19 protein-coding genes are annotated in these 24811 nt (G+C 70.1%); 9 read left to right on the top strand and 10 right to left on the bottom strand.

The genetic code is table 11. The features are described from left to right. Positions 1–5: 5 nt before the first annotated feature. From ACQPWU_RS16650 to ACQPWU_RS16670, 5 genes are read right to left on the bottom strand one after another with little or no spacing between them, the layout of a single operon-like run. Positions 6–1220: an alpha-L-fucosidase gene (locus ACQPWU_RS16650; RefSeq protein ID WP_433440926.1), complete on the bottom strand. Its 1215-nt coding sequence runs from the start codon at positions 1218–1220 to the stop codon at positions 6–8. A gap of 46 nt (positions 1221–1266) precedes the next feature. Next, positions 1267–2643, bottom strand: a complete 1377-nt coding sequence (locus ACQPWU_RS16655; protein WP_433440928.1) for a M1 family metallopeptidase — start codon at positions 2641–2643, stop codon at positions 1267–1269. Positions 2644–2646: 3 nt separating this feature from the next. Continuing rightward, entirely contained in the window at positions 2647–4314 is a 1668-nt protein-coding gene (locus ACQPWU_RS16660; RefSeq protein WP_433440930.1) for an extracellular solute-binding protein, read from the bottom strand. A gap of 24 nt (positions 4315–4338) precedes the next feature. After that, positions 4339–5226, bottom strand: coding sequence for a carbohydrate ABC transporter permease (locus ACQPWU_RS16665; protein WP_433440932.1), 888 nt, complete (start codon positions 5224–5226; stop codon positions 4339–4341). Further along, positions 5213–6193 (bottom strand): ABC transporter permease, encoded by a 981-nt coding sequence (locus tag ACQPWU_RS16670; RefSeq protein WP_433440934.1) that lies wholly within the window; start codon positions 6191–6193, stop codon positions 5213–5215. The genes ACQPWU_RS16665 and ACQPWU_RS16670 overlap by 14 nt, the downstream gene beginning before the upstream one ends. Positions 6194–6380: 187 nt before the next feature. On the opposite strand from ACQPWU_RS16670, the gene ACQPWU_RS16675 reads away from it, so the two are divergent. The 4 genes from ACQPWU_RS16675 to ACQPWU_RS16690 all read left to right on the top strand — a co-directional run bounded on the left by ACQPWU_RS16675 (position 6381) and on the right by ACQPWU_RS16690 (position 11798). Beyond that, positions 6381–7400 (top strand): hydroxyacid dehydrogenase, encoded by a 1020-nt coding sequence (locus ACQPWU_RS16675; protein WP_433440936.1) that lies wholly within the window; start codon positions 6381–6383, stop codon positions 7398–7400. Positions 7401–7426: 26 nt separating this feature from the next. Beyond that, complete coding sequence (locus tag ACQPWU_RS16680; protein WP_433440938.1) at positions 7427–8482, top strand: LacI family DNA-binding transcriptional regulator; 1056 nt, start codon at positions 7427–7429, stop codon at positions 8480–8482. Positions 8483–8595: 113 nt separating this feature from the next. Then, positions 8596–9888 (top strand): M60 family metallopeptidase, encoded by a 1293-nt coding sequence (locus ACQPWU_RS16685; protein WP_433440940.1) that lies wholly within the window; start codon positions 8596–8598, stop codon positions 9886–9888. A gap of 71 nt (positions 9889–9959) precedes the next feature. Beyond that, positions 9960–11798: a DUF2264 domain-containing protein gene (locus tag ACQPWU_RS16690; RefSeq protein ID WP_433440942.1), complete on the top strand. Its 1839-nt coding sequence runs from the start codon at positions 9960–9962 to the stop codon at positions 11796–11798. Between the two features lie 383 nt (positions 11799–12181). On the opposite strand, the gene ACQPWU_RS16695 is transcribed toward ACQPWU_RS16690, so the two are convergent. Then, a complete protein-coding gene (locus ACQPWU_RS16695) occupies positions 12182–12787 on the bottom strand; it encodes a TetR/AcrR family transcriptional regulator (protein WP_433440944.1) in 606 nt (201 codons plus the stop codon). 56 nt (positions 12788–12843) lie between these two features. Between ACQPWU_RS16695 and ACQPWU_RS16700 the strand changes: the two genes are divergently transcribed. Beyond that, a complete protein-coding gene (locus ACQPWU_RS16700) occupies positions 12844–13539 on the top strand; it encodes an SGNH/GDSL hydrolase family protein (protein WP_433440946.1) in 696 nt (231 codons plus the stop codon). Beyond that, complete coding sequence (locus ACQPWU_RS16705; protein WP_433440948.1) at positions 13536–14996, top strand: MFS transporter; 1461 nt, start codon at positions 13536–13538, stop codon at positions 14994–14996. Before ACQPWU_RS16700 ends, ACQPWU_RS16705 begins: the two co-directional genes overlap by 4 nt. A 75-nt stretch (positions 14997–15071) precedes the next feature. Here the strand turns inward: ACQPWU_RS16705 and ACQPWU_RS16710 are convergent, their stop codons facing one another. After that, on the bottom strand, positions 15072–17675 hold the full coding sequence (locus ACQPWU_RS16710) for a CBM35 domain-containing protein (RefSeq protein ID WP_433440950.1): 2604 nt from the start codon (positions 17673–17675) through the stop codon (positions 15072–15074). A gap of 327 nt (positions 17676–18002) precedes the next feature. Between ACQPWU_RS16710 and ACQPWU_RS16715 the strand changes: the two genes are divergently transcribed. Continuing rightward, positions 18003–20081: a SpoIIE family protein phosphatase gene (locus ACQPWU_RS16715; RefSeq protein ID WP_433440952.1), complete on the top strand. Its 2079-nt coding sequence runs from the start codon at positions 18003–18005 to the stop codon at positions 20079–20081. Between the two features lie 4 nt (positions 20082–20085). Here the strand turns inward: ACQPWU_RS16715 and ACQPWU_RS16720 are convergent, their stop codons facing one another. Further along, the gene (locus ACQPWU_RS16720; protein WP_433440954.1) at positions 20086–20976 is read right to left on the bottom strand and encodes a diacylglycerol/lipid kinase family protein; all 891 of its coding nucleotides are present in this window, start codon (positions 20974–20976) and stop codon (positions 20086–20088) included. 74 nt (positions 20977–21050) lie between these two features. Here ACQPWU_RS16720 and ACQPWU_RS16725 point away from each other — a divergent pair, with 74 nt between their 5' ends. Next, a complete protein-coding gene (locus ACQPWU_RS16725; protein WP_433440956.1) occupies positions 21051–21773 on the top strand; it encodes a phosphatase PAP2 family protein in 723 nt (240 codons plus the stop codon). Next, positions 21760–22431, top strand: a complete 672-nt coding sequence (locus tag ACQPWU_RS16730; protein WP_433440958.1) for a phosphatase PAP2 family protein — start codon at positions 21760–21762, stop codon at positions 22429–22431. The genes ACQPWU_RS16725 and ACQPWU_RS16730 overlap by 14 nt, the downstream gene beginning before the upstream one ends. Here ACQPWU_RS16730 and ACQPWU_RS16735 read toward each other — a convergent pair. Together ACQPWU_RS16735 and ACQPWU_RS16740 are read right to left on the bottom strand one after the other, a co-directional pair. Then, a complete protein-coding gene (locus ACQPWU_RS16735; RefSeq protein WP_433440960.1) occupies positions 22408–23964 on the bottom strand; it encodes a phospholipase in 1557 nt (518 codons plus the stop codon). The genes ACQPWU_RS16730 and ACQPWU_RS16735 overlap by 24 nt on opposite strands. Continuing rightward, entirely contained in the window at positions 23961–24752 is a 792-nt protein-coding gene (locus ACQPWU_RS16740) for a DUF1206 domain-containing protein (RefSeq protein WP_433440962.1), read from the bottom strand. The genes ACQPWU_RS16735 and ACQPWU_RS16740 overlap by 4 nt, the downstream gene beginning before the upstream one ends. Positions 24753–24811: the final 59 nt, after the last annotated feature.

Genomic DNA, 24811 nt, shown 5'->3' on the forward strand with positions numbered 1-24811 from the left:
GGGCCTCAGCTCTTCAGGAACAGCTCCACGACAGGGATCGTGACGTCGGGACGGGTGATCGGGAGCTGCAGCGTGAGGGTGTCCTCCGGCAGGCCGCGCAGATAGTGGTGGAACGGCTCCTTCGGGTCGACCTCGACGATCGGCACCTCGGAGGCGTCGTGCAGGAACTGGGCGTACGCCACCCGCCCGCCCAGCTTGGGCAGGTGGACGTGCTTCATCGGCCAGGACAGCAGATGGAGGTAGAGCCGGTCGCCGCGCTGGGTGTAGCGGCAGTCCGGCGGCGGCTCGAACTCCGAAGCCCCGGCGCCGTGAATCGACCGGGCGTGCAGGCGCATCCACTTCCCGATCCCGCGCAGCCGTTCGACCGCCCGCGGCTCGAACTGGCCGCGCGCGTCGGGGCCCACGTTGAGCAGCATGTTGCCGCCCTTGGACACGGTGTCGACGAGCATCTTCAGCAGCAGGTCGACCGGCTTCCAGTCCAGGTTGTCGCGGTGGTAGCCCCAGCTGCCGTTGAGCGTCTGGCACGCCTCCCACGGCTTGTGCCCGGCCAGCCCGCCGGGCGGCATGACCTGCTCGGGCGTGGTGAAGTCGCCTCCGCCGAGTCCGAGCCGGTTGTTGACAAGGATGCCGGGCTGCAGCTCGCGGACCAGCCGCTCCAGGTCGGCCGAGCGCCACTCGTCCGGGCCCTTGGCGCCGAAGCCGCGCCCGGCGTAGGAGAAGTCAAACCACATGGTGTCGATGCGGCCGTACCGGGTGAGGAGCTCGCGGACCTGCCCATGCATATAGTCCGCATATATCCGGACGTCGCGGTCGCCCAGGTCCTCGTCCCGCTGCGGGTGGTACAGATCGTTGGGGAACTCGGGGTGATGCCAGTCGAGCAGCGAGTAGTACAGGCCGGTACGCAGGCCCCGCTCCCTGAAGGCGTCGAGCATCGGCGCGAGCAGGTCCCGCCGCGCCTTGTAGTCCGTCAGCTCCGAATCCCACAGGCAGAACCCGTCGTGGTGCTTGCTGGTCACCACGAGGTACTTCATCCCCGCGTTCACCGCCTCGTCCGCCCACACGCCCGGGTCGTAGAGGTCGGGGTCGAAGTGGTCGAAGTAGCGGCGGTAGTGCTCGTCGCTGAGCCGCTCGTACGACTTCACCCACTCGTGCCGCGCCGCCGCGGCGTAGATCCCCCAATGGACGAAGAGGCCGAAGCGCGCCTCGGTGAACCAGCTCATCGTGTACCTCCATGGACCGCGACCCCCGCGGGCCCGATCGCGCCGTTCACATGCCCTCCAGGGGAGGGTTCGTCGCGCCGAAGAGCCAGGCACGCAGGAAGGCGTCCAGTTCCGGCCGGTGCGCGGTGGCGGCGGCGTGCGCGATGAAGTCCTCGGTGGAGGCGTTGCCGTCCTTGTGGCGCCGCACCCACGTGAGCATGATCCGGTCGAAGGCGGCCTCGCCCACCTCGGTGCGCAGGGCGTAGAGCACCAGGGCGCCGCCGTCGTAGATGTTGTAGCCGCCGAGCCCCTTGGGTTTGCCGGGCGGGCCGTCCTTGGCGCGGACCTCGTCGAGCTTGGCGTACACGGTGCGCATCCGGTCCGCCATGGACTGGCCGCCGTGCTCCTCGGCCCACAGTGCGGCGTAGTAGACGGCCGGGCCCTCGTTCAGCCAGGCGTCCTGCCAGGTGGCGGGCGTGACCGAGTCGCCGAACCACTGGTGGACGAGCTCGTGCACCATGGTGTTGGAGTAGGTGGGCTTGTCGAACCAGCCGGTGCCGAACAGCGAAAGGGTCTGGTTCTCCAGCGCGTCGCTGTAGCCGGGATAGATGTGGATCCCGTACGTGGAGAACGGGAACCGGCCGAATCTGGCCTCCGCCCACTCGATCTGGCCCGCGGTCTCGGCGGCGATCGGGGCGTAGCGGGCCTCCTGGCCCTGGGGCACGACGTGGCGCAGGGCCAGGGCGTGGGGGCCCTTCCCGTACAGGTACGTGCCCTTCACCACGGCCAGGCCGATCAGCTCCGAGGCCATCGGCTCGCGCTCCTCGAAGGTCCAGACGTTCCCCCGCCTGCCGGTAAGCTCGCCGTTGGCGGTGGCGACGTAGCCTTCCGGCGCCGTGACGTGGAAGGTCCAGGTGGCCTTGTCCGACGGGTGGTCGTTGACGGGGAAGAACGTGTCGGCCCTGCTGGACTGCGCCGCGGCGGCGAACCCGCCGTCGGGCCCGAAGCGCCACCCCGTGAGGCCGGCGCGCGGCGCCTTGCCGTTGCCGTGGAAGCGCACCTCCGTCGTGAACGGCACGTGTTCGCGCAGCGGCGCGGCGGGCGTGACGGTCAGCTCCTGCCCGCTCTGGCCGGGCGAGAGGGACCAGGTGGCGGGTGCGCCGTTCACGGTGACGGCGTCGATGGTGTGCCCGTCGGTGTCGAGGTTGAAGGCGGACAGCGCCTGGGTGGCCTTCGCGGTGAACTTCACCGTGCCCGAGAAGTCATAGGTGACCGGCGTGAAGTCGAAGGACACGTCGTAGTGGCGTACGTCGTAGCCGCCGTTGCCGAGTGTCGGGAAGAGCGGGTCGCCGAGCCCTGGGGAGCCGGGCGACGGCTCGGCGGGGACGGCGGCGGCCGTGCTGAGCAGGGCGGCGACGGCGAGAAACGCGAATCTCTTCTTCATGGGTCAGCCCACCTTCGGTGACTGCTTGAGCGCTTCTTCGAACTCGGCGCGGGCCTTGTCGCCGCCCTGCGCCCGCCAGTCCTTGACCAGCTGGTCGAGGTCGCTCACGGGCGCGCGGCCGGCCACGATGGAGGTGACGCGGTCGGTGCGCATCGTGAAGAGCGACTCGTACTTGTTCTCGTAGGTCGGGGAGTAGAGGCCGACGGTGGGGTCCTCGACGCCCACGGCGATCATCTTGGTGATCGCGTCGTGCATGACCTTCACGGCCTCCTGCGAGGAGGAGTCGAACAGGGCCTGCGTCGGCGCCGCGATCATCTTCCACGGCACGGTGGTGTCCCTGTCGCCCTGCTCGGTGAGCACCGGGTTGCCCTTGTCGTCGCGTTTGAAGTCGGTGCCCTCGACGCCGTAGTTGAACAGCGTGTACTCCTCGCTGCCGAAAGGCGAGGCGAAGAAGTCGGCCACGCGCAGCAGCTCCTTGGCCCGCGTCTCGTCACTCTTCTTGAGCATGGTGATGGAGACGACGACGTTGTTGAGCGACGCCTTGGTCGCCGGTCCGATGGGGGTGATGGGCCGGGGGTCGGCGGCCGGATCGATCTTCTTGGAGGTCTGCAGGAATCCGGTGGGGCCGAGGTAGGCGGGCAGGCCGTCGTAGACGAGCGCCGCGCGGCCGGCGTTGAACTCGTTCTTGCGCTTGAGCCCGTCGAACCCCTCCGAGCCGGGGGAGACGATGCCCGCCTCGCGGAGCTTGCGCACGTACTCGACGGCCGCCTTGTACTCCTCGGTCTCGATGGCGTGGACGAGCTTGCCGTTCTCCAGGCGCCAGCCGTTGGGCGCGCCGAACAGCTGCGAGAAGATCGACAGGCCGTAGACGCCGCCGCTGGCGGTGACGAGGCCCCACTGGTTGTCCTTGGGCCTGGTCACCTCCTTGAGCACCTCGAACAGCCGGTCCACGTCGGAGATCTGCGACAGGTCGGTGACGCCGGCCTCGGCGAACATGTCGGCGCGGTAGAAGCCAAGCCCGCCGACCATGTTGCGCGGCACGGGGATGCCGTAGAGCTTCCCGCCGACGATGCCCTGCTTCCAGAACACCTGCGGGATCGCCGCCAGGTTCGGATAGTCCTTGACCGCGTCGCCGCCGAGCAGCGCCGTCAGGTCGGTGCACTGGCTGGCCACGAACGCGGGCAGGTTGTTGACGCCCTGGGTCGAGATGTACGTGAACATGTCGGGCAACGTGCCGCCGGCGACCATGGTGTTGAACTTGGTCGGCCAGTCGTCGGAGGTCACCGCCTGCACGTCGGCCGTACCGCCGAGCCGCTTCTCCACCTCCTGCCAGGCGGGATTCTCGCCGCGGCCGGGCGGGGGCGGCGAGAACGTCTGCACCGCGATCTTCACGGTCCCGCCGGACATGGGCGGCTTGGTCACCGCCTTGAACAGCTGCTTCGGATAGCTGAAGTAGCCCTCGGGAACGCCCGTGGCGTTGCCGGGGAGGTCGGGGGTGAGCGCGCTGGGCAGCGGCGTGTAGGCAGGCAGCTTGATGGTGAGTCCCTGCGCCTTGGCGGCCGGGGCGGCCGAGCCGCCACCGCAGGCCGAGAGCACGGAGGACGCGGCGGCACCCGCGGCCGCGGCGGCGCCGAGGCGCAGGAAACCGCGGCGCGAGACGAGTTCTTGCATGGGATCTTCCTTGAGGGTGGGGGGTCAGCCTTTGACGGCGCCGGTGAGCACGCCTTTGGTGAAGTAGCGCTGGAGGAAGGGGTAGACGAGCAGGATCGGCACGATCGCCACCACGAGCACGGCCATCTGGATCGCCTGAACGGGCGCGGGCGCCTCGGCGGCCGCCATGGTCTCCAGCGACCTGCCCTGCAGGACGAACGTGCGCAGAATCAGCGGGAGCGGGAACTTGTCCGAATCGTCGAGATAGAGCAGGGCGTTGAAGAAGGCGTTCCAGTAGCCGACGGCGTAGAACAGCGAGATGACCGCGAGCACCGCCTTGGACAGCGGCAGCACGATCCGGACGAGGATGCCGAAGTCGCCCGCGCCGTCGATGCGCGCGCTCTCCAGCAACTCGCGTGGCAGGCCCATGAAGAACGAGCGGAGCACGACCAGGTTGAACGCGCTGACCAGGCTCGGCAGGATCAGCGCCCCGAACGTGTCGATCAGCCCGACCTGCTTGACCAGCAGGAAGTTGGCGATCAGGCCCGGATTGAACAGCATGGTCAGCAGGGCGATCATCAGGATCCAGCGGGCGCCCGTCACCTCCCGGCGGCTCAGGCCGTACGCCATGCCGATGGTCGCGAGCACGCTGGCGAGCGTGCCGGCGACCGTCACCATCACGCTGACCAGCAGCGCCCTGGTGACGGTGCCGCCGCTGAAGATGGTCGAGTAGGCCGACAGGCTGGGCGACGTGGGGATGAGCACGAACCCGCCGTTTCTGGCGATGTCGGCCTCCGTCGACAGGCTGGTGCCGATCACGCCGACGAAGGGGTAGGCGACCAGCAGGACGACGGCGGTGAGGATCGCGCCCTTGACGATCAGGCCGGGCGTGGACGGCCGCTCCATCCAGACAGGCCGGCTACTTGTCGCCACCGCGGTACACCCCCTCGTGGCCGAGCAGGTGGGCCACCTTGTTCGCGCCGAGCACCATCGCGGTGCCGACGATGGTCTTGACCAGGCCGACCGCGGCGGCGGGGCCCCACTGGCCGTCCTTGACGCCGTTGAAGTAGACGAACGTGTCCAGCACCTCCCCCGCATCGGGGCCGACGTTGTCGCGCTGGAGCAGGATCTGCTCGAAGCCGACCGACAGGATGCTGCCGAGGTTGAGGATGAGCAGCAGGATGATGACGGGCGTGATGCCCGGCAGCGTGACGTGCCAGAGCCTGCGCCACCGCCCCGCGCCGTCCATGGCCGCCGCCTCGTAGAGGTCCTGGTTGATGGTGAGCAGCGCGGCGAGGAAGATGATCGTGGCCCAGCCGGCGTCCTTCCAGATCACCTGCAACGTCACCAGCAGCGGGAAGACGTCCGGGTCCGTCATCATGTCGTAGCGCGGCAGGCCGATGCTTTCCAGGAAGTTCGGCAGCGCGCCGGCGCCGCCGAGGATCTGCTGGAACACCGAGACGATGATCACCCAGCCGATGAAGTGCGGAAGGTAGACCACGCTCTGCACGAACCTGCGCACCTTGTCGCTGATCACGCTGTTGAGCAGCAGCGCCAACGCGATGGGCGCCGGGAAGAACAGCACGAGCTGGGTGAGGGTGATCTTGAGCGTGTTGCCCAGGGCGTTCCAGACGCCCGGATCGCCGAAGACGCTGACGAAGTTCTGCAGCCCCACCCACGGGCTGTCGATGAAGCCGATGTAGGGCTGGTAGTCCTTGAACGCCACCACGTAGCCGAACAGCGGGCCGTAGTGGAAGACCAGGAAATAGATCAGCCCGGGCAGCGCCAGCAGGAGCATCACGCGGTCGCGCCAGATGCGGCGCCACAGCGAGAGCTTGCCCGGCGTCTCGCGCCGAGCGGACGCGGTCCCGGCAGGGGGAGCGTCGAGGGTAGCGGTCATGCGCTGGGTCCTTCCAGTTGGCGAGGAAGTTAGTAAGCGCTTTCGTTTCCGTCAAGACCTTGCCGGGAAATTGCCCCCTTTCATCCCGCGCTGCTTGACCTTTACGCAGGTGAAGCCCTAGCGTGCCGCTGCAGTGCGTAGAACGCGCTTACTATCGGAGATCGATGTGGGCAGAGAGAGGGTGCCGGTGAAACCCCCGCAAACCCGGCTGAGACCGCGTGCCGTCCTGGCGATGGCGCCCGGGGTACGCGAGCAGGTGTTCGGGCACGACGCCCTTCGCAGGCTCGGCGAGCTGGCCGAGCTCCACGATCAGGTGCTGCACGAGGTGAGCTCACCCGGCGCGCTGCGCGCCATGGCCGAGGCGGAGGTCCTCGTCACCGGCTGGGGCTGCCCCAGGATCGGTGCCGAGCTGCTCGACCTGGCCCCGGGCCTGCGCTTCATCGCGCACGCGGCGGGCACGGTGAAGACCTTCCTCGACCCCGCGGTGCTCGACCGCGGCGTCAGGGTCTCGAGCGCCGCGGACGCCAACGCCGTGCCCGTGGCCGAGTTCACCTACGCCGCCATCGTCTTCGGCGCCAAGCGCGCCTTCACCCTCGCCCGCCGCTACCGCGAGCACGGCACCAGACGCGACTTCGCCGACCTGGCCTGGCTCGGCACCCACGGCATCACGGTCGGGCTGATCGGACTGTCCAGGGTCGGGCGCAGGGTCATGGGGCTGCTCCGCGGGCTCGACGCCGAGGTGCTGGTCTACGACCCGTACGCGGAGGCCGCCGAGATCGCCGCGCTCGGTGGCACGGCCACCGACCTCGACACCCTGGTCGGGCGGTCGCACGTGGTCAGCCTGCACGCGCCGGAGAGCCGCGAGACGTACAGGATGCTCGACGCCAGGCGGCTGTCGCTGCTCAGGGACGGCGCCATCGTGATCAACACGGCCCGCGGCGGGCTGATCGACACCGAGGCGCTGGTCAAGGAGGTACGCAGCGGCCGGCTCGACGCGATACTTGATGTGAGCGACCCCGAGCCGCTGCCGGCCGGTCATCCGCTGTTCGACCTGCCCAACGCGTTCGTGACCCCGCACCTGGCCGGTGCCCAGGGCAACGAGCTCGCCAGGCTGGCCGAGTCCGCGCTCGAGGAGATCGCCCGCTACGCGGCCGGGCTGCCGCTGATGCACGAGATCCATCGCGGCGAGCTCGACCGAATGGCATGATCGACAACCACAGTGAGGAGGTGCCGGTGACCGAGCCCAGCCTGGCGACCATGGCCGACGTGGCCAAGCGCGCCGGCGTCTCAAGCGCGACCGTGTCCCGCGTGATCAACGGCAACTACCCGGTCTCGGCCACGACCAGGCAGCGGGTCGAGCAGGCCATCGCCGAGCTGGGATACGTCGCCAACGCGCACGCCAGGGCGCTGGCGGGGGTCACCAACAGGACCGTCGGGATCATCATCAACGACCTGGTCGACCCCTTCTACGCCTACATCGCCCGCGGCGTCGAGCGGGAGGCGACCAAGCACGGCCGGCTGTGCATGGTCTGCTGCACGCAGGGCAGCCACGACCAGGAGCTCGCGCTGATCGACCTGCTGCACGAGCAGCGCGCCGACGCCGTGATCCTGGTGGGCGGCGCCTACGAGGACCGCGCCTACGCCGCCCAGGTCGCACGCAGGGCCCGCGCGCTGCACGTCAGCGGCGCCACGCTGGTGCTGTGCGGCAGGCCGCCGCTCGGCGAGGACGTGCCGACCAAGGTCGTGGAGTACGACAACGAGGGCGGCGCCTTCGCGATCACCGACTACCTGATCATGCAGGGCCACCGGAAGATCGCCTTCGTGGGCGGGCCGCCGAGCCTGTCGACCACCATAGCCAGGCTCGCCGGGCACCGGCGCGCGCTGCGCTTCCGCGGCCTGCCGTACGACAAGAGCCTGATCCACACCGGGCAGCTCAACCGCAGGTTCGGCTACGACAAGATCAGGGCGCTGCTGGCCGAGCGGCTGGACTTCACCGCCGTGTTCTGCGCCAACGACGCCGTCGCGGCGGGGGCGATGCAGGCCCTCGAGCTGGCGGGGATCGCCGTGCCCGAGTCGATCTCCGTGGTGGGCTACGACGACGTGCCCATCGCGCAGGAGCTGCGCCCGCAGCTCACGACCGTGCGCATCCCCCTGGAGGAGATGGGCCGCCAGGCGGTACGGCTCGGCCTCGACGTGGCCGACGACAACGACTACCTCATGCCCGTGCAGACCACGGCCAGAGTCGGCACGAACATCGTCGTCAGAGCCTCGGTCGCCCCACCGAAGTAGCAAGCGCTTACTGGACGAAGGCCCGAATTCGGCCATGGAACAGGGATAGAAACCCGCAGAAAGATCCAGCAAGCCCTTGACCGTCATAGTAAGCGCTTACGAGACTCCGTCACATGATCCCCCTCAGTCGCAGAACCTTCCTCGCAACCGGCGCCGCCGCGGGCGCGTCCCTGCTGATCGCCCGCCCGGCGCTCGCCGACGACGCACGGCACACCGTGACGCTCAGGGCAAGGCCCGCAGCCGAGAGCGAACGCCTCAGGCTCCAGCAGGCGCTCAGGACCACCGACTTCCACCCGACCCGGGTCTACCTGCCCGCGGCCACCCCGATGACCGTCGAGGTGACGGCGGCCGACGGCCTCCTGCCGACCCTGCACGTCGGCGCCCCCGACACCCACCCCGACGTCACCTACAAGAACCCGCGCGCCTACCCGCTCACCGCGGGCGTCAACACCTTGACCGACCCCGGCGGCGGCCTGGTCTACCTGTCGCTGACCGGCGACGGGCAGCGGGCCAAGGTCAAGTTCCTCTCCGGCGGGGTGCGCGTGCCCACCTTCACGCTCGGGGAGAGCACGGAGGAGAGCTTCCAGTCGCAGCTCGACACGTTGACCGAGTCGCCGCAGGTCGAGCTCGTGTCCCGGCACGCCATCGTCTCGATCACCAGGGAGGGCCTGCTCGCCTGGCGCGACCAGGACCACACCGCCCTGCTCCGGCTCCTCGAGACGATCATCGCCTCACACGCGGCGATCTCCGGCCTCTCGCAGGCGGATCGCTCGCCGCTGCCCTTCCACCTCGTCGAGGCCCCCAGGATGCCCACGGGCGCCGGAGCGTACGCCACCCACGGCTGGACCGCCTACCCGCGCACCTACCTGGACCGGCTGATCGCCGTCGACGGGCTGCGCACCAGGGGCTGGGGCGTCTACCACGAGCTCGGGCACCTGCACCAGCAGATGGCCTACAAGCCGAACGACCTCACCGAGGTGACGGTCAACATCTACTCGCTGGCCGCGCAGCGCACGCTCGGACAGCAGTCCAACCTCACCAAGCCCGACGCCAAGACCGGCCTCACGCCGTACCAGAGCGCGCTCGCCAAGCTCCCCGCCGCCGACTATCTCAAGCTCGGCGCCTACGAGAAGCTCGTCCCCTTCCGCCAGCTGGAGCTGGCCTTCGGCGAGGACTTCTACCCGCGCCTGCACCAGCTGGTACGCGCGGAACGACCCGCCTCCGACTACACCGAATCGGCCAAGCGGTGGGGCTACCTGGCGATCTACACCTCCAGGATCGCCCGGGCCGATCTGTCCGGCTTCTGGACCCGGTGGGGCGCCCCGCTGACGGCCGAATACCTCGCCCAGATCGCGGCGCTCGGCCTGCCCGCCCCGTCGACCGACCCCTCGACGCTGACCGGCTAGGAGACGCACCTCGCCGGCTCCGGGGGCCGCACGCACACCGCCGAACTCGCCATCGGACAGAAAGACTGAACATGATCCCTCCCTACCTGCCGCTGCCGCCCACCGACCGGGTGATCTCCCCGCGTACCGGCTGGACGCGGGCACATTGGGAGGCCCTGGCCGACCGCCTGCTCGACGCGGTCGTCCCGTTCGCCTCGCCCGGCCACGCGCAGATACGGCTGCCCGGCCGGGCGAGCTGGTCGGGTGTCGCTCTCGACGGGCTGGAGGGGTTCGCGCGCACGTTCCTGACCGCCGCCTTCCGCATCGCGGGCGCCGGAGGAGACGCGCCTCACCTGGTCGAGCGGTACGCCAGGGGGCTCGCCGCGGGCACCGACCCGTCGAGCGGCGAGGCGTGGCCGGTGCTGACCGACTGCTCACAGCAGATGGTGGAGGCCGCCTCGATCGCGGTCGGCCTCCACGAGACCAGGCCGTGGCTGTGGGACCGGCTCGACGCCGATGTCCAGGAGCGCGTCGTCGGCTGGCTCGGCGGCTTCGTGGGCAGACGCACCTGGGACAACAACTGGATGCTGTTCCAGACGGTGACGGAGGAGTTCCTCAAGTCGGTGGGCGGCCCGTACGAGCAGGGGGAGATCGAGCGGGGGCTGGATCGGATCGAGGACTGGTACGTCGGGGACGGCTGGTACACCGATGGGGGCACCCGGAACTTCGACTACTACTGCGGGTGGGCGCTGCACCTGTATCCGCTGCTGTGGACCCGCATGTCGGGGGACAAGGAGCGGGCCGGGGTCTACACGGGGCGCTTGCACGACTTTCTCGAGACATATCAGCATTTCTTCGGGGCGGATGGTGCGCCGATCCATCACGGACGCTCGCTCACGTACCGCTTCGCCGCCCTGGCTCCCGTCTGGCTGGGCGCACTCGTCGACGCCACACCGCTCACACCGGGGCAGACCAGGAAACTCGCCTCGTCCGTAGTGCGGCACTTCGCGGAACGAGGGGTGCCCGATCCGGCGGGGCTGCTCTCCCTGGGCTGGTACGACCCGTTCCTGCCTGCGACCCAGCCGTACTCGGGGCCCGCCTCGCCGTACTGGGCGTCGAAAGGCTTCCTCGGGCTGCTGCTGCCACCCGACCACGCCGTGTGGACCGAGCGCGAACAGCCGCTCCCCATCGACGAGCACGACGTGACCGTGGCCATCCCGGCCACGGGGCTGCTCCTGCACGGCACCCGCCATGACGGCATCGTCCGCCTGCTCAACCACGGCAGCGATCACGGCGCCCCGCCGGACGACCCGCACTACGCCAAGCTCGCCTACTCCACCCGCACCGGGCCAGAAGCGGCCGAGCACGCCTGGACCCGTGACGTCGACAACCACCTCGCGTTGATCGCACCGGACGGCACCCCCTCACGCAGGACCGCCATCCAGCCGCTGTCGTGCGGTGACGCCACCGCCTCCTCGCACACGACCTCCGCGGGCGCGCGGATCATCAGCACCTCCACCGTGCGGGGCCCCTGGGAGATACGTGTCCACGAGATCGTGGGCGGCGGCGAACACGCGGTACGCGAGGGCGGCTACGCCGTTTCCGACGCCACCCCGCCCGCCGCCGCCACCGGCCACGGCTGGGCGCTGGCCCGCCGTACGGACGGCCTCACCTCGGCCGTCGTCGGCCTGTACGGCTGGCGGCGCGCGAGTGTGTCACGGGATCTCGAATCCAACGCGTTCGGCCCCCACTCGGCCGTCCCTTGCCTGCACGCGGACGCGCCGGGAGTGCACATCTCGCTGGTCGTGCTCTCCGGTGACGCCGTCCACCCGGGGGCGCTCCGCGACGCCATCACCGTGGACGTCTCCGACGAAGAGATCACCATCGGATTCCCCGACGGCACGTCCACAACCCACCGCCGACGAGCCTGACGCCCGCCACGGCATCGATGATGCCCTCGTCAGGGACCTCAGCCGTGGTCGGTGAGGCCGCCTCGTCATGGTCGGCCGCGCCGCCGACGTGGGCCGGGTCCCTTCGAGGGATTGGGGCACCGCGTCCAGCGTCATAACCCCGCGCGCGCGTCTGCTCGGCCCGGCGCCAGGCGCTCACGTCGGCTCGGGTTTCAGGGCGGATTCGCCGAGTCCGTGCGCCGGCAGGTCCAACGTACCGCGAAGCGCCGGACGCGACGTCGACCGGGTCGCGGATCGGGGTCGGGGGAGCGGGCTCCCTGGGCACGCCGACAGCGCGTGGCCGCCAGGATCGCGTGGTCATCGACCGCCCTTGATCACGTGGGTGAGCAAAAGAGCGGAAGACATCAGGTGAGAAGTCCGTGGATCACTCGGCGGACCTTGTCGCCTGGGTGTGGTTCGCCGAGGCGCATGGCGGTGTTGGCGGCGGTGAGCACGGCGTCGATCTGGAAGGCGACCAGGTCGGCGTCCAGGTAGGTGGTCTCGCCGGTGTCGACCGCGTGGCGGACCTGGCCGGCGAGGAGGTCCAGCCAGGCCTGGCGCTGGCGCCGCAGGGCGTCGCGGACCGGGCCGGGACGGCTGTCGAACTCGGGCAGGTTGGCCGCCCAGAAGCAGCCACCAGTGAACAACGGCTGTTCGGCATAGGAGATCCATCGCTCGGTGAGCGCCCGGAGCCTGGCGGCGCCGGGCGGTGCGTCGGAGGCGGGCCGCACGACCGCGTCCAGAAACGCCTCCCGGGCGGTTTCGACGGTGGCCAGTTGCAATTGCTCCTTGGTACGGAACAACGTCGCGACTCCGCTCTTGCTCAGCCCCAGGTCGGTGGCCAGGCGGCCGAGGCTCAGCCCGTTCAGCCCCTCGAGGGAGGCGACGTCGGCGGCATGGCGGGTGATCGCCCTTCGAGTGCGCGCTCCGCGTGCCAGGCGCTGGTCGACGGGCATCGGTTCGGTCGTCATCGTGGCCCTCCCTCGGCTCTTGCAAAGTACGTACGAACGATCGTACGGTTTGTTTCGTGATCGCAGCAACCACATCACTCACGGAAGAGTCTGACCCCTACTGCCTGTCCGCGGCGCGAGCCGGAGAGCTGCTGGCGCGGGCGCCCTGGCGGCGCTTGGCCACCATAGGCGACAGCCTGTCGGCGGGCACCGGAGATCCGAGCCCCGGCTACGCCGCACTGGGCTGGCCCGATCGTGTCGCGGACGTATTGCGCCGGGTCCACCCCGGCCTGGCCTACCTGAACCTCGCCGAGGTCGGCGCGACGACCTCGCGGACGATGCGGACGCAGATCGACCGGCTGGTGGAGTTCGGGCCTGACCTGGTCCATGTCCCCTCCGGTGCCAACGACCTGTTCCGGCCCGACCCGGACTACACGGCCATCGCGGCCGCCCTGGGACGGGTGTTCGAGCTCGCCGCCGGGACCGGGGCACAGCTCACGACGTTCACCCTTGGCCGGGCGTTCGTCGTTCCGCGCTACCCGGACTGGAACGAGCGGGTGCGCAGGGTCAACGACATCATCCGCGGCCTGGCCGCCGAGCACGGTGCGGTCCTGGCCGACATGTGGGACCACCCCGTCAACGACCGTCCGGACCTGCTGAGCGCCGACCGCATCCATTTCGCCGCGGCCGGGCAGGCGGTGATGGCGACCGAGATCGTCAAGGGGCTCGCGCGGCTGCTCGACGCCGAAGTCGCCGAGGAGGCGCGGTCATGACCGCGCGGCCGCAGCAGGGGACCGCCTGGGGTGCGGTCGCGATCGTGCTGGTCGGGGCGTTCATGGCGACCCTCGACTCGTTCATCGTCATCGTCGCCGGGCCCTCGATCCAGGCCGACCTGCACGCCAGTGATGGTCAGGTGCAGTGGATCCTGGCCGGCTACCAGCTCACTTACGCGGTGTCGCTCATCACCGGAGGACGCCTGGGCGACCTGTACGGCCGCCGCCGGGTCTTCCTCACCGGCATGGGAGTCTTCACCGTGGCCTCGGCGGTGTGCGCGGTGGCACAGACCGCCACCCTGCTCATCGCGGCGCGGCTGGCCCAGGGACTGGGCGCGGCGCTGATGTTTCCCCAGGTGTACGCGTTCCTCACGGTGCTGGTCCCCGAACGCGACAGGCACCGCGCCTTCGCAAGGCTCGGGATGGTGCTCGGGCTGGCGACCATCGCGGGCCAGCTGGTGGGCGGGCTGCTGATCGGGGCGGACGTGCTCGGCTCCGGATGGCGGCCGGTGTTCTGGATCAACGTGCCGATCGGGCTCGCCACGATGCTGCCGGCGGCCCGGCGGCTGCCCGAGTCCACGGCGCCGCACGCCCGCCGGCTCGACCTGCGCGGCGTGGCGGTGCTCAGCGCGGCGCTGCTGCTGGTGACGGTCCCGCTGATCCAGGGCCACCAGGCGGGATGGCCCGGCTGGGCCTGGGCGTGCCTGGCCGCGAGCGTCCCATGCCTGGCCGCCTTCGTCCTGGTCGAACGCCGGATCGCGGCGCGCGGCGGCGACCCCCTGGTCAGGATCTCGCTCTTCCGGGCGCGGTCGTTCTCGGCCGGGATCGTCCTGGTGCTCGTCCTCTACACCGTCATCTCGTCCTACTACCTCGTCCTGTCGGTCTCCCTGCAGGACGGGCTGGGCCTGACGGCGCTGAACGCGGGCCTGGTCTACACGCCCGCGGCCGTCGCCTTCTTCGTGTTCAGCCTGCTCGCCGGCCGGCTGGTCCCCGTCCACGGCCGCCGCGTCCTGGAGGTCGGGGCGGTCGTCCTCGCCCTCGGCTACGCCGCCACCGCCGCACTGTTGATCGGCGGCGTCCCGTACAGCCCGGGAACGGTGATCCCGACGCTGGTGCTGCAGAGCATCGGCGGCGGGCTGCTCATCACGCCCTGCCTGAACGCGGTGCTGAGCAGGATCGATCCCGGGGACGCGGGCATCGCCTCGGGCGTGCTGTCGACCGCTCAGCAGATCGGCGGCGCGCTCGGCGTCGCGGTCATCGGGGCGGTGTTCTTCGACGCCTTCACCCCCGCCTCCCACGACCGGGCAGGCGCCGCCGCCCACGCCCTGGCGATGGCGTCGCTGGCGACCCTCACCGCCGCCGTCATCGCGGTGGTGTTCGTGTTCCTGCTGCCCAAGACCCGGAAGCCCCACGCCCGGGATCTCCAGCCCGCCGAGCCCACGATGAGGGCGAAATGACAGAACCCAGGTACCTTCGGGGGAGGGAGACGCCGCGTCCACCGTCCTCCCTCCCCGAAGGGCGCCGCCGACGTGTCAGCTCCGCGACTTGTTGTCGGTCTCCAGGACGAGCCGCGCGAGCTCCACCCGGTCGATGTTCGGCCCGTACGCCTTCGCGTTGCCGAGAACGATCGCGCCCTGCTCCGTGGTGAGCGTGAGCGGCGTCGCCTGCGGCCAGAAGTTGTCCCAGGCGTAGCTGTGCCGGAACACACCGCGCGTCGTCGTGCCGCCGGTCTCGGTGATGTCGAGGTATCGGCTGATGACGTCGGTGTTGTAGGGGTGGCCGGTGTTCCTGTCGGCGTTGGCGTAGTGGACCGTCAGGACGTACTCGCCGGGACCGAATCCGTCCGGGCGGGGGAGGGTCACGGTGTTGCCCGCGCCGTTCCCGATCTGCCCGACGTAGGCGTTGCCAGAGGCGTTCGAGCCGCTCGTGGCGGGGACGTTGATCAGCTGTGCCGTTCCGGCGAGCCGCGCCTGCTCGGCCTCCACCCGGTGGAGCGCCGTGTCCGCCTGCTTGGCCCGGACCGTGGTGAGCTCGCGAAGCTCCAGGCCGGCTGACCCACCGACGTCGATCTGGGAGATGCCCGCCGGGAGGTACACCCGGGCCCGGGAGGACGCCTCGCCCGGGCGTGTCGCCCGCAGGCCAGGGATCTCACGCCCGTCGACGCGGACCCGGAGGTCGCCCGTCCCGTGCGTGCGGTAGGAGAGCTCCAGGTCGTAGTAGCCGTACTCGCTCGCGGCGACGAAGAACGTGGCCCGCGCGTCGCCCCCGAGGGTGATGGCGGGGCCCTTCCCCTCCCGCGTGATCCGGGCGCCGCCGGACAGCCGCGCCTCGTCGGCCGGATACGTCGCCTGCTCCGCCGAGGTGGCCTCGGTGAGGTCGAACTTGTCGAGCGTGATGTCGCTGCCCGGCAGCAGGTTCGTGCCGTCGGCGCTGGTGCGCAGGGAGAGCTGGTGGGTGCCGGCGGTCAGGCGGATCTCCACGTCGGTGCGGCCGCGGTAGGTCCACCCGAGGTTCGCCGAATACTGCACGATCTGGTTGAGAGCGCCGTCCACGAAGAGCGCGTGCCTGCCCGGCGCCTTGTTCGCGCCCTGGTAGATGCCCAGGCGGTAGCGGCCGTCGCGGGGCACGGTGACGGGGAACGTCACAGCCGAGCCGACCCGGTTCATCGCGCCGACGTCCCGCTTGCCGGAGGTCGCGTACAGCTGGGGGTCCGCCGTCGTGTCCTGGGCGAATGACTGTGCCGCGTCGAGCGTGGCGGACTCCGCCTCGACCGAGACCGTCCACGGCACGCCGGGCGCCGGCGCGCCGCCGCTGGAGGGGACGATGGTGACCCGGTAGGCGGCCATCACGTCCCCGCCGGGCAGGTCCACCTGCAGCTTGCCCTCCGACAGGGCCGCGCGCCTGGCCGCGATGACCGGCGGTTGGAGCGCGTCGCCTTCGTACCCCGACCAGGTCGTCCTGGACACGACGACGTCGACCTGCTTGCCGAAGACACTGGGGTCGAGCCCGGAGATGTCGAGCCGGACGGGTTCCGAGCCGCCGCCGACCAGGATGGTGCCGCGCCGCGCGGACTCGTCGATCGCCGCGACGGCCTGGACCGTGTCGGCGACGTTCAGCTGCGGCGGGACGGCCTTGACCGTCTGCCCGGTCAGGTCCGCGTACCACTTGAGCAGCCACCAGCCGCCGTTGGCCTGACGGGTGCGCACCGCGTGGTCGTCGAGGTTGCCGGCGTAGGTCCAGTACGCCATGTCGGCGTCGACCTTGGTGTCCTCGAACAGGGAGATCCACTGGATCATCTGACCGGGGACGGACATGTCACGGCGGTTGCCGTACTCGTCGATGTTGATGGGCAGCGGGCCGATGCCCAGGTCGCGCTCCATCTGGCGGTAGTGCTCGTAGTGGCCCCGGTAGTCGGCGAGCCGGTTGCGCGACAGTTCGTGCCAGCTCATGATGTCCGGCAGGCAGTTCCCGTCGCCGCACTTCGCGTCCTTGGCCCAGGTGAGGAAGTCACGCAGGCGGCCGGGGTTGTAGTTCGCCTCGTTCGGGCCGACGATCTTGGCAGCGGGATCTATCGAGCGGATGCGTTCGAACACCGCCTTCCAGTCACTGAAGAACTTGTCCTTGGTGGCCGCCCAGTCCTGGTACCAGATGCCGTCGGGCTCGTTGAACGGCACCCAGACGAACTTGCCCTTGTCCTGCGGCCGCCCCCGGACGACCTTGCGGACCATCGTGTCGACCTTCGCGAGGTAGTCGTCGATGCCGCGGTTCTCGTAGGGCCACTGGCTGTAGACGTCCTGCATGTAGACGACGATCTCCTCGCCGCCCGCGGCGAAGAAGCCGTCCGCGATCACGAGGGCGTCGCCGTTGGGATGCTGGTCGCCGTCCGGTGCCTTCTGCGCGACGGTGCGCGGCCGGGCGCCGGCGAGGAGGGCATCTCCCGGCACACCCGGGTCCGACAGGCCGTAGAGCATGCCTGTCGCTCCACCGTGGACGCGGCCGGTGCGCTGCGCGAAGTCGACGGTGACCACGTCGGTGGCGGTGGCCGCGTCGGCGGGGCCGGCGGTCACGGCGGAGGCGGCGAGCGCCGCGGCGGCACCCGCCATGTGGGCGCGCCGGACTAACTGGGGTCGGTGCATGGGTGTCCTCTCGTGCAACAGGACGGATTCGCTCAGGTGTGGAGAGTAAGGGGCGAGAGATTGCGGATGACTGTGTGACCGGTCACATCATTGAGGCAACAGTGTGACCGGTCACACAACCCGAGTGAAGCCCTCTTTGCAAGATTGTTACGCGGAGGTTTTGGGGGAAGTGGGCGTGACACGGCAAATCTGCCATTTTCCACCCAGTTGGTGGCCAGGATCTGGCAATGGGCGCTCTTGCCTCAGGCGCGGTCCTCTTACGGTCGTTATATGGGGTTTTCTTCGCATGCAGCGCCGTTGCCGCCGCAAGGTGGAGCGGAGTACCCGATGCCACAGCATGGGTCCGAGGCGGATGACGTGCTCCTCCAGGCTGTACGCGAGTCCGGAGCCCACATCAGCGTCGTCTACCTCCTGTCGGACACCGAACAGGTCCTGGTCATGGACGTGGAGGTCGGCCTGCCGGTCCAGCTCATCACGCCTTGGGCAAGGATCAGGCTGAACGCCGGCACCCCGGTGGCGGCCGCCGCCCGTCAACGCCGGCTGGTCTGGGTGCCCGACCATGAAGAACTCGCCCGGCGCTTCCCCGCGACCGCGCTGGCCGTGCCGTACCCCTTCGCCATGGCCGCCGCTCCCATCATGACCGGCTCGCGCCTGCGAGGAGTGTTCGTCCTGATCTGGCCGGCGTCGCACTCCTGCGAGCTGGCCCCTCACGAGAGAGAGGTCATCACCTCGGCCTGTGACAGGCTGGCCGCCATCCCTCAGCACCCGGTGAGCCGCGCCGGCGAACCGCGCGTCCTGACTCTGGCGCCGCCTCGGGAGCCGGAACGGCATCCCGAGTCGGCGGTCTGCGGCTATCTTGACCGGCTCCACGTGGGCTGTCTCGCCCTGGATCTGGAGGGCCGCCTCACGTTCGTCAGCGCCGCGGCGGCCGAGCTCTTCGACGGCGATGTGACAGGTTTGCTGGGCAGGCCGTTGTGGGAGGTGGCGCCCTGGCTGAAGGAGCCCCTGTTCGAAGATCGGTGCCGCGGCGCCGTGGTCAGCCAGCAGATGACCTCGTGCGTGGCCCGATGTCCCGACGATCGCATGGTGGAGTTCCGCATGTATCCGGATCCGTCCGGGATCAGCATGCGGGTCGCTTCCGTCGAGGCGCTGGCGCACATGGACGAGCCCGCAGCGGGCGGGGAGGCCCTGTCGCGGGCGGAGGTCTTCTACAGCTTTCTCCCGCTGGCGGTGGCTCTGACCCGGGCGCTCAACGTGCCGGAGATCATCGATCTGATCGCCGACCATGTCATGCCCGTGTTCAAGGTCAAGGCCATGGCGATCCTGATAGCCGAGGGCGGCAAGCTGCGGATCATCGGCTCGCGCGGCTATGAGCAGGACATTCTCGAAGGGCTCGACGGCCTGCCCATCGTGTCGGGCACGCCCTCCGGGGATGTCGCGCGAACCGGTGAGCCGGCGTTCTTCGCCGACGTGAACGAGCTGCGCCAGAGGTATCCGGATGCCGAGGAAAATGACCGGATGGCCGCCTGGGCGTTCCTGCCGCTGGAGGTCTACGAGGAGGGCGTCGGCGCCTGCGTGCTCGCTTTCGACGAGCCCCACCCGTTCACCGTCGAAGAGCGTGCCACCTTCACCGCCCTGGCGGGCCTGGTCGCGCACGCCCTTGATCGAGCCCTGCGGTACGACAGCAAGGACCGGCTCGCCCACTCCCTGCAAAAAGCCCTGCTCCCGCGTAGTCTGCCCGAGATCTGCGGCCTCGACGTGGCCGCCTGGTACGTGCCCGCCACTCGCGGCGTCGGCATCGGCGGCGACTTCTACGACCTGATCCGCCTGACCGACACGTCGGCCGCCGCGGTCATCGGCGACGTGCAGGGCCACAACATGACGGCTGCCGCCCTCATGGGGCAGGTGCGTACCGCCATCCACGCCAACGCGGTCGCCGGCGCCAGCCCCGGCGACGTGCTCAAGCACACCAACCGCCTGCTCATCGACGTGGACACCGAGCTGTTCACCAGCTGCCTGCTGGTCTACATCGATCTGCAGCTGCGCACGCTCCGCGCGGCCAGTGCCGGGCACCCCCCGCCACTGCTGCGGCCGCCCAACATGCCCACCGAGATCATCGACGTGCCGGCAGGCCTGGTGCTCGGGGTCGACCCCGACGCCGAGTACTCCACCCTCCAGGTTCCCTTTCCTCCTGGCGCCCTTCTCGCCCTCTACACCGACGGCCTCGTCGAAACGCCCGGCGTCGACCTGGATCACGCCATCGCCAACCTGGCCGGCCACATGGCCGACAGCTCCCAGGAGCTCCAGCAGCTCGGCAGAACGCTCCTCGACCATGCCCCGCACACCAGCCAGCGAGCCGACGACATCGCGCTGCTCCTCCTGGAACACCGCGTCAAGCAGGCCTGACCTGTCAGGGCCGGCCGTCCGGTGGAAGGCAGATCGTGAGCCCGCCCGGGACGACCTCGGCCTTGAGCCGGCTGGCGCGCCCGCGATCTCCGCCGTCGAGCTCGTACGTCAGCGGAGCGCCGAAGCGGGCGGACACCTTCCTGGCCCGGGAAATCCGGACCAGCGGGGAGTCGTCGGAGCGCCCCGCGGCCATCCTGCCGAGCACGCGCCCCCACTGGACGGGGCCCCTGGCCGTGGAGATGCCGACCTCCAGCCAGCCGTCGTCCGGCCGCGCGTCGTCGAACGCCTCGATGCCGCCGGCGATCGTGCTCACGTTGCCCAGGAGCAGGCAGCTCGCGTCTCCCTCGAACCAGGTCGTGCCGTCGATCTTGATCTTCATCGGCACCAGCGGCCCGCCGACGTGCCGGACGGCCGCCTTGACGTAGCTCAGTTTGCCGAGGCTCCTCTTGGCCTGTCCGTCGACCTCGGCGATCATCTCGGCCTCGAACCCCGCCCCCGCCATCACCGCGAAGTGCTCGCCGTTCAGCACCCCCAAGTCGAGCCGCTCCCGGCGGCCGTGGAAGCCGATCCGCACCGCCTCCTCGAGGTCGGCGGGGATGCCGACGTTCGTGGCGAACAGGTTGGCGGTGCCCGCCGGGAGGACGGCCATCGGCACGCCCGAGCCGGCCATCGCGTCGGCGCAGCGTTGCACCATGCCGTCGCCGCCCCAGACGAACACCAGCTCGGCGCCCTCCTCGAGCGCCCTGCGGACCTTCTTGGGCGCCTTCCTGCTCTTGCTCACCTCGTACCAGAGGAGATCGCCGACGTCCTGCTCGGTGATGAGCACACGTAGCCTGTCCAGGCCTGCGCCGAGTGTCTTCTTGCGGTGCGCGACGACCGCCACGGTGGGGGACATGCGCTCAGGACTACCCTCGGCGCCGCCGTTCAGGCCGAGGAATCAAGTCCTCCTTCTCGGGTACCGTGCACGGAATGCGTAACGAGGAAGGGCGGCTGGGGCTGCGGCTGGCGGTCGCCGGCCTGGCGGCGGCACTCATCGTGATCCCGTTCAGTCTGCTGCTCGTCGTGGCGAAGATGCCGGTCAACGGGCTGGACGCACAGGTCGCCGACGAGCTGCACGAGTACGCGCTCGCTCACCCCGGTGTGACGCGGTTGCTCATCGTGTGGACGGACGTGTTCGGGCCGTGGCCATGGCGGATCGCGGTCATCGCGTACGCCGTCTGGCTGCTCTACAAGGGCGCGCCGCGGCTGGCCGTCTGGGCGGTCACCACCGTGACCGTGGGCGGGCTGCTCGGCCTCGCCGTCAAGATCGTCGTTGCTCGCGCGCGGCCGCATCTGCCCGACCCCGTCGCGCTCGCCCCGGGCGACTCCTTCCCCTCGGGCCACGTGGTCAACGCGGCGCTCGGCGCGGGAGTGATCGTCCTGCTCTTACTGCCCGCGCTGCCCCGGTGGGGGAGGCGCGTGGCCTGGGCCGTCGCCTGGTTCCTCGTGCTGTCGGTCGGCTACACCAGGATCGCGCTGGGCGTGCACTGGGTGAGCGACGTGGTCGGGGGGATCGTCCTGGGAGCGGCGGTGATCGCCGCCACCGCGGCGGCATTCGAGACGTGGCGGCGCGACCAGGGCCGCCGGCCCGCCTCGCCGGTGACAGAAGGAATCGAGCCGGAGTCGGCGGAGGTCACGAATGCCCAGGACTGAGCTGGTGAAGTATTACGCGTTGACGCTCTTGTTACCGATGCTGCTGCTGACCGGGATGACGTACGGCGCGGGGAAGCTGATCCTCGCCTGGCCCACCGGCGAGGCGTCGGTGAGCCGGTCCCTGGCGGCCGGCCGCACCTCGTTGTGGAACACGCTCACCGACTTCGGCAGCAGCCTGTCGGACACTCCCTACATCGTGGCGCTCACCGCGGCGGCCGTGATCGTCTTCAGACTCGTGTACAAACGCTGGCGAGAATCGATCTTCCTGGTCGCGGCCGTCTGGAGCCAGTCGCTCATCTTCCTGGCCGTCACCGAGTCTGTCGGGCGGCACCGGCCCCCAGTACAGCACCTCGACCCCGCCCCGCCCACCTCCAGCTTCCCGTCGGGACACGTCAGCGCAGCCGTCGCCTTCTACTGCGGAGTCGCGCTCGTCCTGACCACTCACGTCCGCAACAGGGCGCTCCAAGTGGTGATCTGGGTGCTCGGGATCGCCGCGCCGCTCACGGTCGCCTTCTCCCGCTTGTACCGCGGCATGCACTTCCTCACCGATGTCTCCTGGGGACTGCTGCTCGGGGCGGCCTGTGTCGTCATGGCCGCCCGGGCGGTACTGAAGCAGCCGATCCGGACCTCGACCTCAGAACTCGCTCGATCGGCGTAGCCGTGGCGGCCGGCCGTCCGGGTCGACGACCATCCGGTACAACGGCAGGGCCATCGCCCGGCGGAGGCGGCCGAGCTCCGGACGAGGATGCGGGCGCAGCCGGCCGGGCGGGCGCGGGCCCCGGCGGCCACCGCGGTGCCAGGCATCCAGCCTCGCGGCCGACTCGGCGAACGCCTCGAACGCGCCCTCCGGGTCGCACAGATCGGCCACGTCGTCAGGGTCGCGGTCCAGATGCTCGGCGGCGAGCGCGAGCCGGAGGTCCCTGGCGAACCTGCCCGCCCCGGCGGGCGGGCGCGGATCGGGCTCCTCGTCGATCACGGCGCAGCTCAGCTCGGAGTCGTACGTCCACGAGCGCAGGTTGACGTTGTCGGAGCCGACTGCCGACCACACGTCGTCGACCACGCAGACCTTGGCGTGCACGTACACCGGCGTGCCCTGGTGGTTCTCCAGGTCATAGATCGCCACCCGCCCGTTTCCGGCCCGCATCAGCCTGGACAGGGCCTCCGCCCTGCCGATCAGGCTGGCCGGGCCCGCCAGCCAGCCGTCCTGGTCGGGATGGCGCGGGATCACGATGATCATGTGTAATCCCGGCTCGCGCTCCAGCGCCCGGGCGAACGGCTCGATCACCTCCGTGGACCAGAGGTACTGGTCCTCCAGGTAGACCAGCGACCTCGCCCGGCCCAGCACCTTGTGGTACGCCCTGGCCACGCTGCGCTCGCCCTCCGGCGCGAACGGAAGGGCGCGCGGCAGGTGCGGATACGTTCTGAGCAGCTGCACGGCATGCCGCCCGGCAGGCCGCGGCGGCGGGCCCGGCACCGGCAGCGGCGGCACATCGGCCATCCGGGACAGGCGGTCGCGCAGCCGCCTCAACGGCTGGCGGGTCTCGGGCGCCGGATCCTCCCAGCGCTCGCAGAAGACCTTCTCCACCTCGGCCACGGCCGGGCCGCTGATCGCCACCTGGACGTCGTGCCACGGAGGCCGCTCGCCGTAGGAACCGGGCATCGGCGCCGCCTGCGGGTCGCCCAGATGCTCGGCGTCGTCGCGGCGGCTGTGGCACAAGTCGATGCCGCCGACGAACGCCACGTCCCTGCTCGGGTCGCGGTCATGACGCAGGATGACGAACTTCTGGTGGTGCGAGCCGCCGTGCCGTACCCGGGTGTCGAGCAGCGCCTGTCCGCCGGCCGCCTCGATGTCCTCGCCGAGGTGCCGGTTCTCGGCTGAGCTGAAGCGCAGGAAGTCCAGGTGCGAGCGCCAGATCAGGCCCCTGACCAGCGCGCCCCTCCTGGCCGCTGCCGCCATCGCGGACGCCACCCCGGGGCCGTCGGGCGTGAGCCGCTCGTCGGGGTCGCCGCGCCAGTCGGTGAACAGCAGCAGGTCGTCCTTGCCGAGGTCGGCCAGGCACGCGCTGAGCTCGCCGAAGTAGGTGGCGCCGTGTATGAGCGGGCGCACCGAATTGCCCTCCGACCAGGCCGCCAGCTTGGTCGAGCCGTTGCCGCGCTCCTCTCCGGTGAGGAACCAGTCGTCGAGTCTCATGTACGCCGCCACCGGGCCTCTCCGAAGCAGTACCCGGCGAACAGCAGCAGCCCGAGCGCCACCACCATCAGCAGCCAGGGCCCCGCCGGGGTGTTCGCGAACGCCCTGAGCGTCGCGTCGATGCCCCCGGCCTTGTCAGGGTCGAAGGTGATGGCCGCCTGGATCACGAAGACCCCGGCCAGACCCGCGATCAGGCCGCGCGCCAGGTAACCGGCGAGCCCGAGCCGGTCCATCACCTTGCCGGCCCGGGGCGACATCGGCCTGAGCTGCTTGCGGAACTCCTTCTTGATGCCGTACCGCACCCAATAGACGCCGAGCGCGACGATGCCGAGCCCGAGCGCGCCCACGATCAGCTGCCCGGCGGGCAGGCCGAGCAGCTTGGCCGTCACGTCCTGTGACTTCTGGTCATCGGACCGGCTCTTGCCGCCCAGCAGCAGGGTCAGCAGCGCGGTGCACACGAACGCGTACACCACCACCCGGCTGCCGGCCTCGATCCGGTTCGTGACCTTGCCGTGTCCCAAGATCGCTTCGGACGCCTGCCACAGGGTCAGCCCGGCGAACCCGACGGCCATGACCCATAAGAGCACGGCACCGAACGGCAGGTCCGCGACCGTGGCGATCGCCCCGTTCTTGTCCGCCTCCCGGCCGCCGTCGCCCAACGCGATCTGGACCGCCAGCACGCCGATCAGCCCGTAAAGCACGCCACGACAAACAAGGCCGACCCGCGCGAGCTTGTCCATGGCTGGGCTGTCTGCCGCCCGGCGAGCCATGGCCTCAGCCTCGCTCATGTGTTCTCCCGAAAGTTCGTGAAAGACCTTCGAACTGCCCGGGAATCCGCGCTCTAGAC

This window comes from Nonomuraea sp. CA-141351 (genome assembly GCF_050944675.1).
Lineage (GTDB): Bacteria > Actinomycetota > Actinomycetes > Streptosporangiales > Streptosporangiaceae > Nonomuraea.

Bases quoted from the DNA above. Each gene is read 5' to 3' on its own strand.
- ACQPWU_RS16720 (WP_433440954.1), bottom strand. From the start codon at position 20,976: ATGTCCCCCACCGTGGCGGTCGTCGCGCACCGCAAGAAGACACTCGGC.
- ACQPWU_RS16730 (WP_433440958.1), top strand. From the start codon at position 21,760: ATGCCCAGGACTGAGCTGGTGAAGTATTACGCGTTGACGCTCTTGTTA.
- ACQPWU_RS16660 (WP_433440930.1), bottom strand. From the start codon at position 4,314: ATGCAAGAACTCGTCTCGCGCCGCGGTTTCCTGCGCCTCGGCGCCGCC.
- ACQPWU_RS16655 (WP_433440928.1), bottom strand. From the start codon at position 2,643: ATGAAGAAGAGATTCGCGTTTCTCGCCGTCGCCGCCCTGCTCAGCACG.
- ACQPWU_RS16690 (WP_433440942.1), top strand. From the start codon at position 9,960: ATGATCCCTCCCTACCTGCCGCTGCCGCCCACCGACCGGGTGATCTCC.
- ACQPWU_RS16715 (WP_433440952.1), top strand. From the start codon at position 18,003: ATGCCACAGCATGGGTCCGAGGCGGATGACGTGCTCCTCCAGGCTGTA.
- ACQPWU_RS16670 (WP_433440934.1), bottom strand. From the start codon at position 6,193: ATGACCGCTACCCTCGACGCTCCCCCTGCCGGGACCGCGTCCGCTCGG.
- ACQPWU_RS16695 (WP_433440944.1), bottom strand. From the start codon at position 12,787: ATGACGACCGAACCGATGCCCGTCGACCAGCGCCTGGCACGCGGAGCG.
- ACQPWU_RS16650 (WP_433440926.1), bottom strand. From the start codon at position 1,220: ATGAGCTGGTTCACCGAGGCGCGCTTCGGCCTCTTCGTCCATTGGGGG.
- ACQPWU_RS16685 (WP_433440940.1), top strand. From the start codon at position 8,596: ATGATCCCCCTCAGTCGCAGAACCTTCCTCGCAACCGGCGCCGCCGCG.
- ACQPWU_RS16705 (WP_433440948.1), top strand. From the start codon at position 13,536: ATGACCGCGCGGCCGCAGCAGGGGACCGCCTGGGGTGCGGTCGCGATC.
- ACQPWU_RS16710 (WP_433440950.1), bottom strand. From the start codon at position 17,675: ATGCACCGACCCCAGTTAGTCCGGCGCGCCCACATGGCGGGTGCCGCC.
- ACQPWU_RS16725 (WP_433440956.1), top strand. From the start codon at position 21,051: ATGCGTAACGAGGAAGGGCGGCTGGGGCTGCGGCTGGCGGTCGCCGGC.
- ACQPWU_RS16740 (WP_433440962.1), bottom strand. From the start codon at position 24,752: ATGAGCGAGGCTGAGGCCATGGCTCGCCGGGCGGCAGACAGCCCAGCC.
- ACQPWU_RS16735 (WP_433440960.1), bottom strand. From the start codon at position 23,964: ATGAGACTCGACGACTGGTTCCTCACCGGAGAGGAGCGCGGCAACGGC.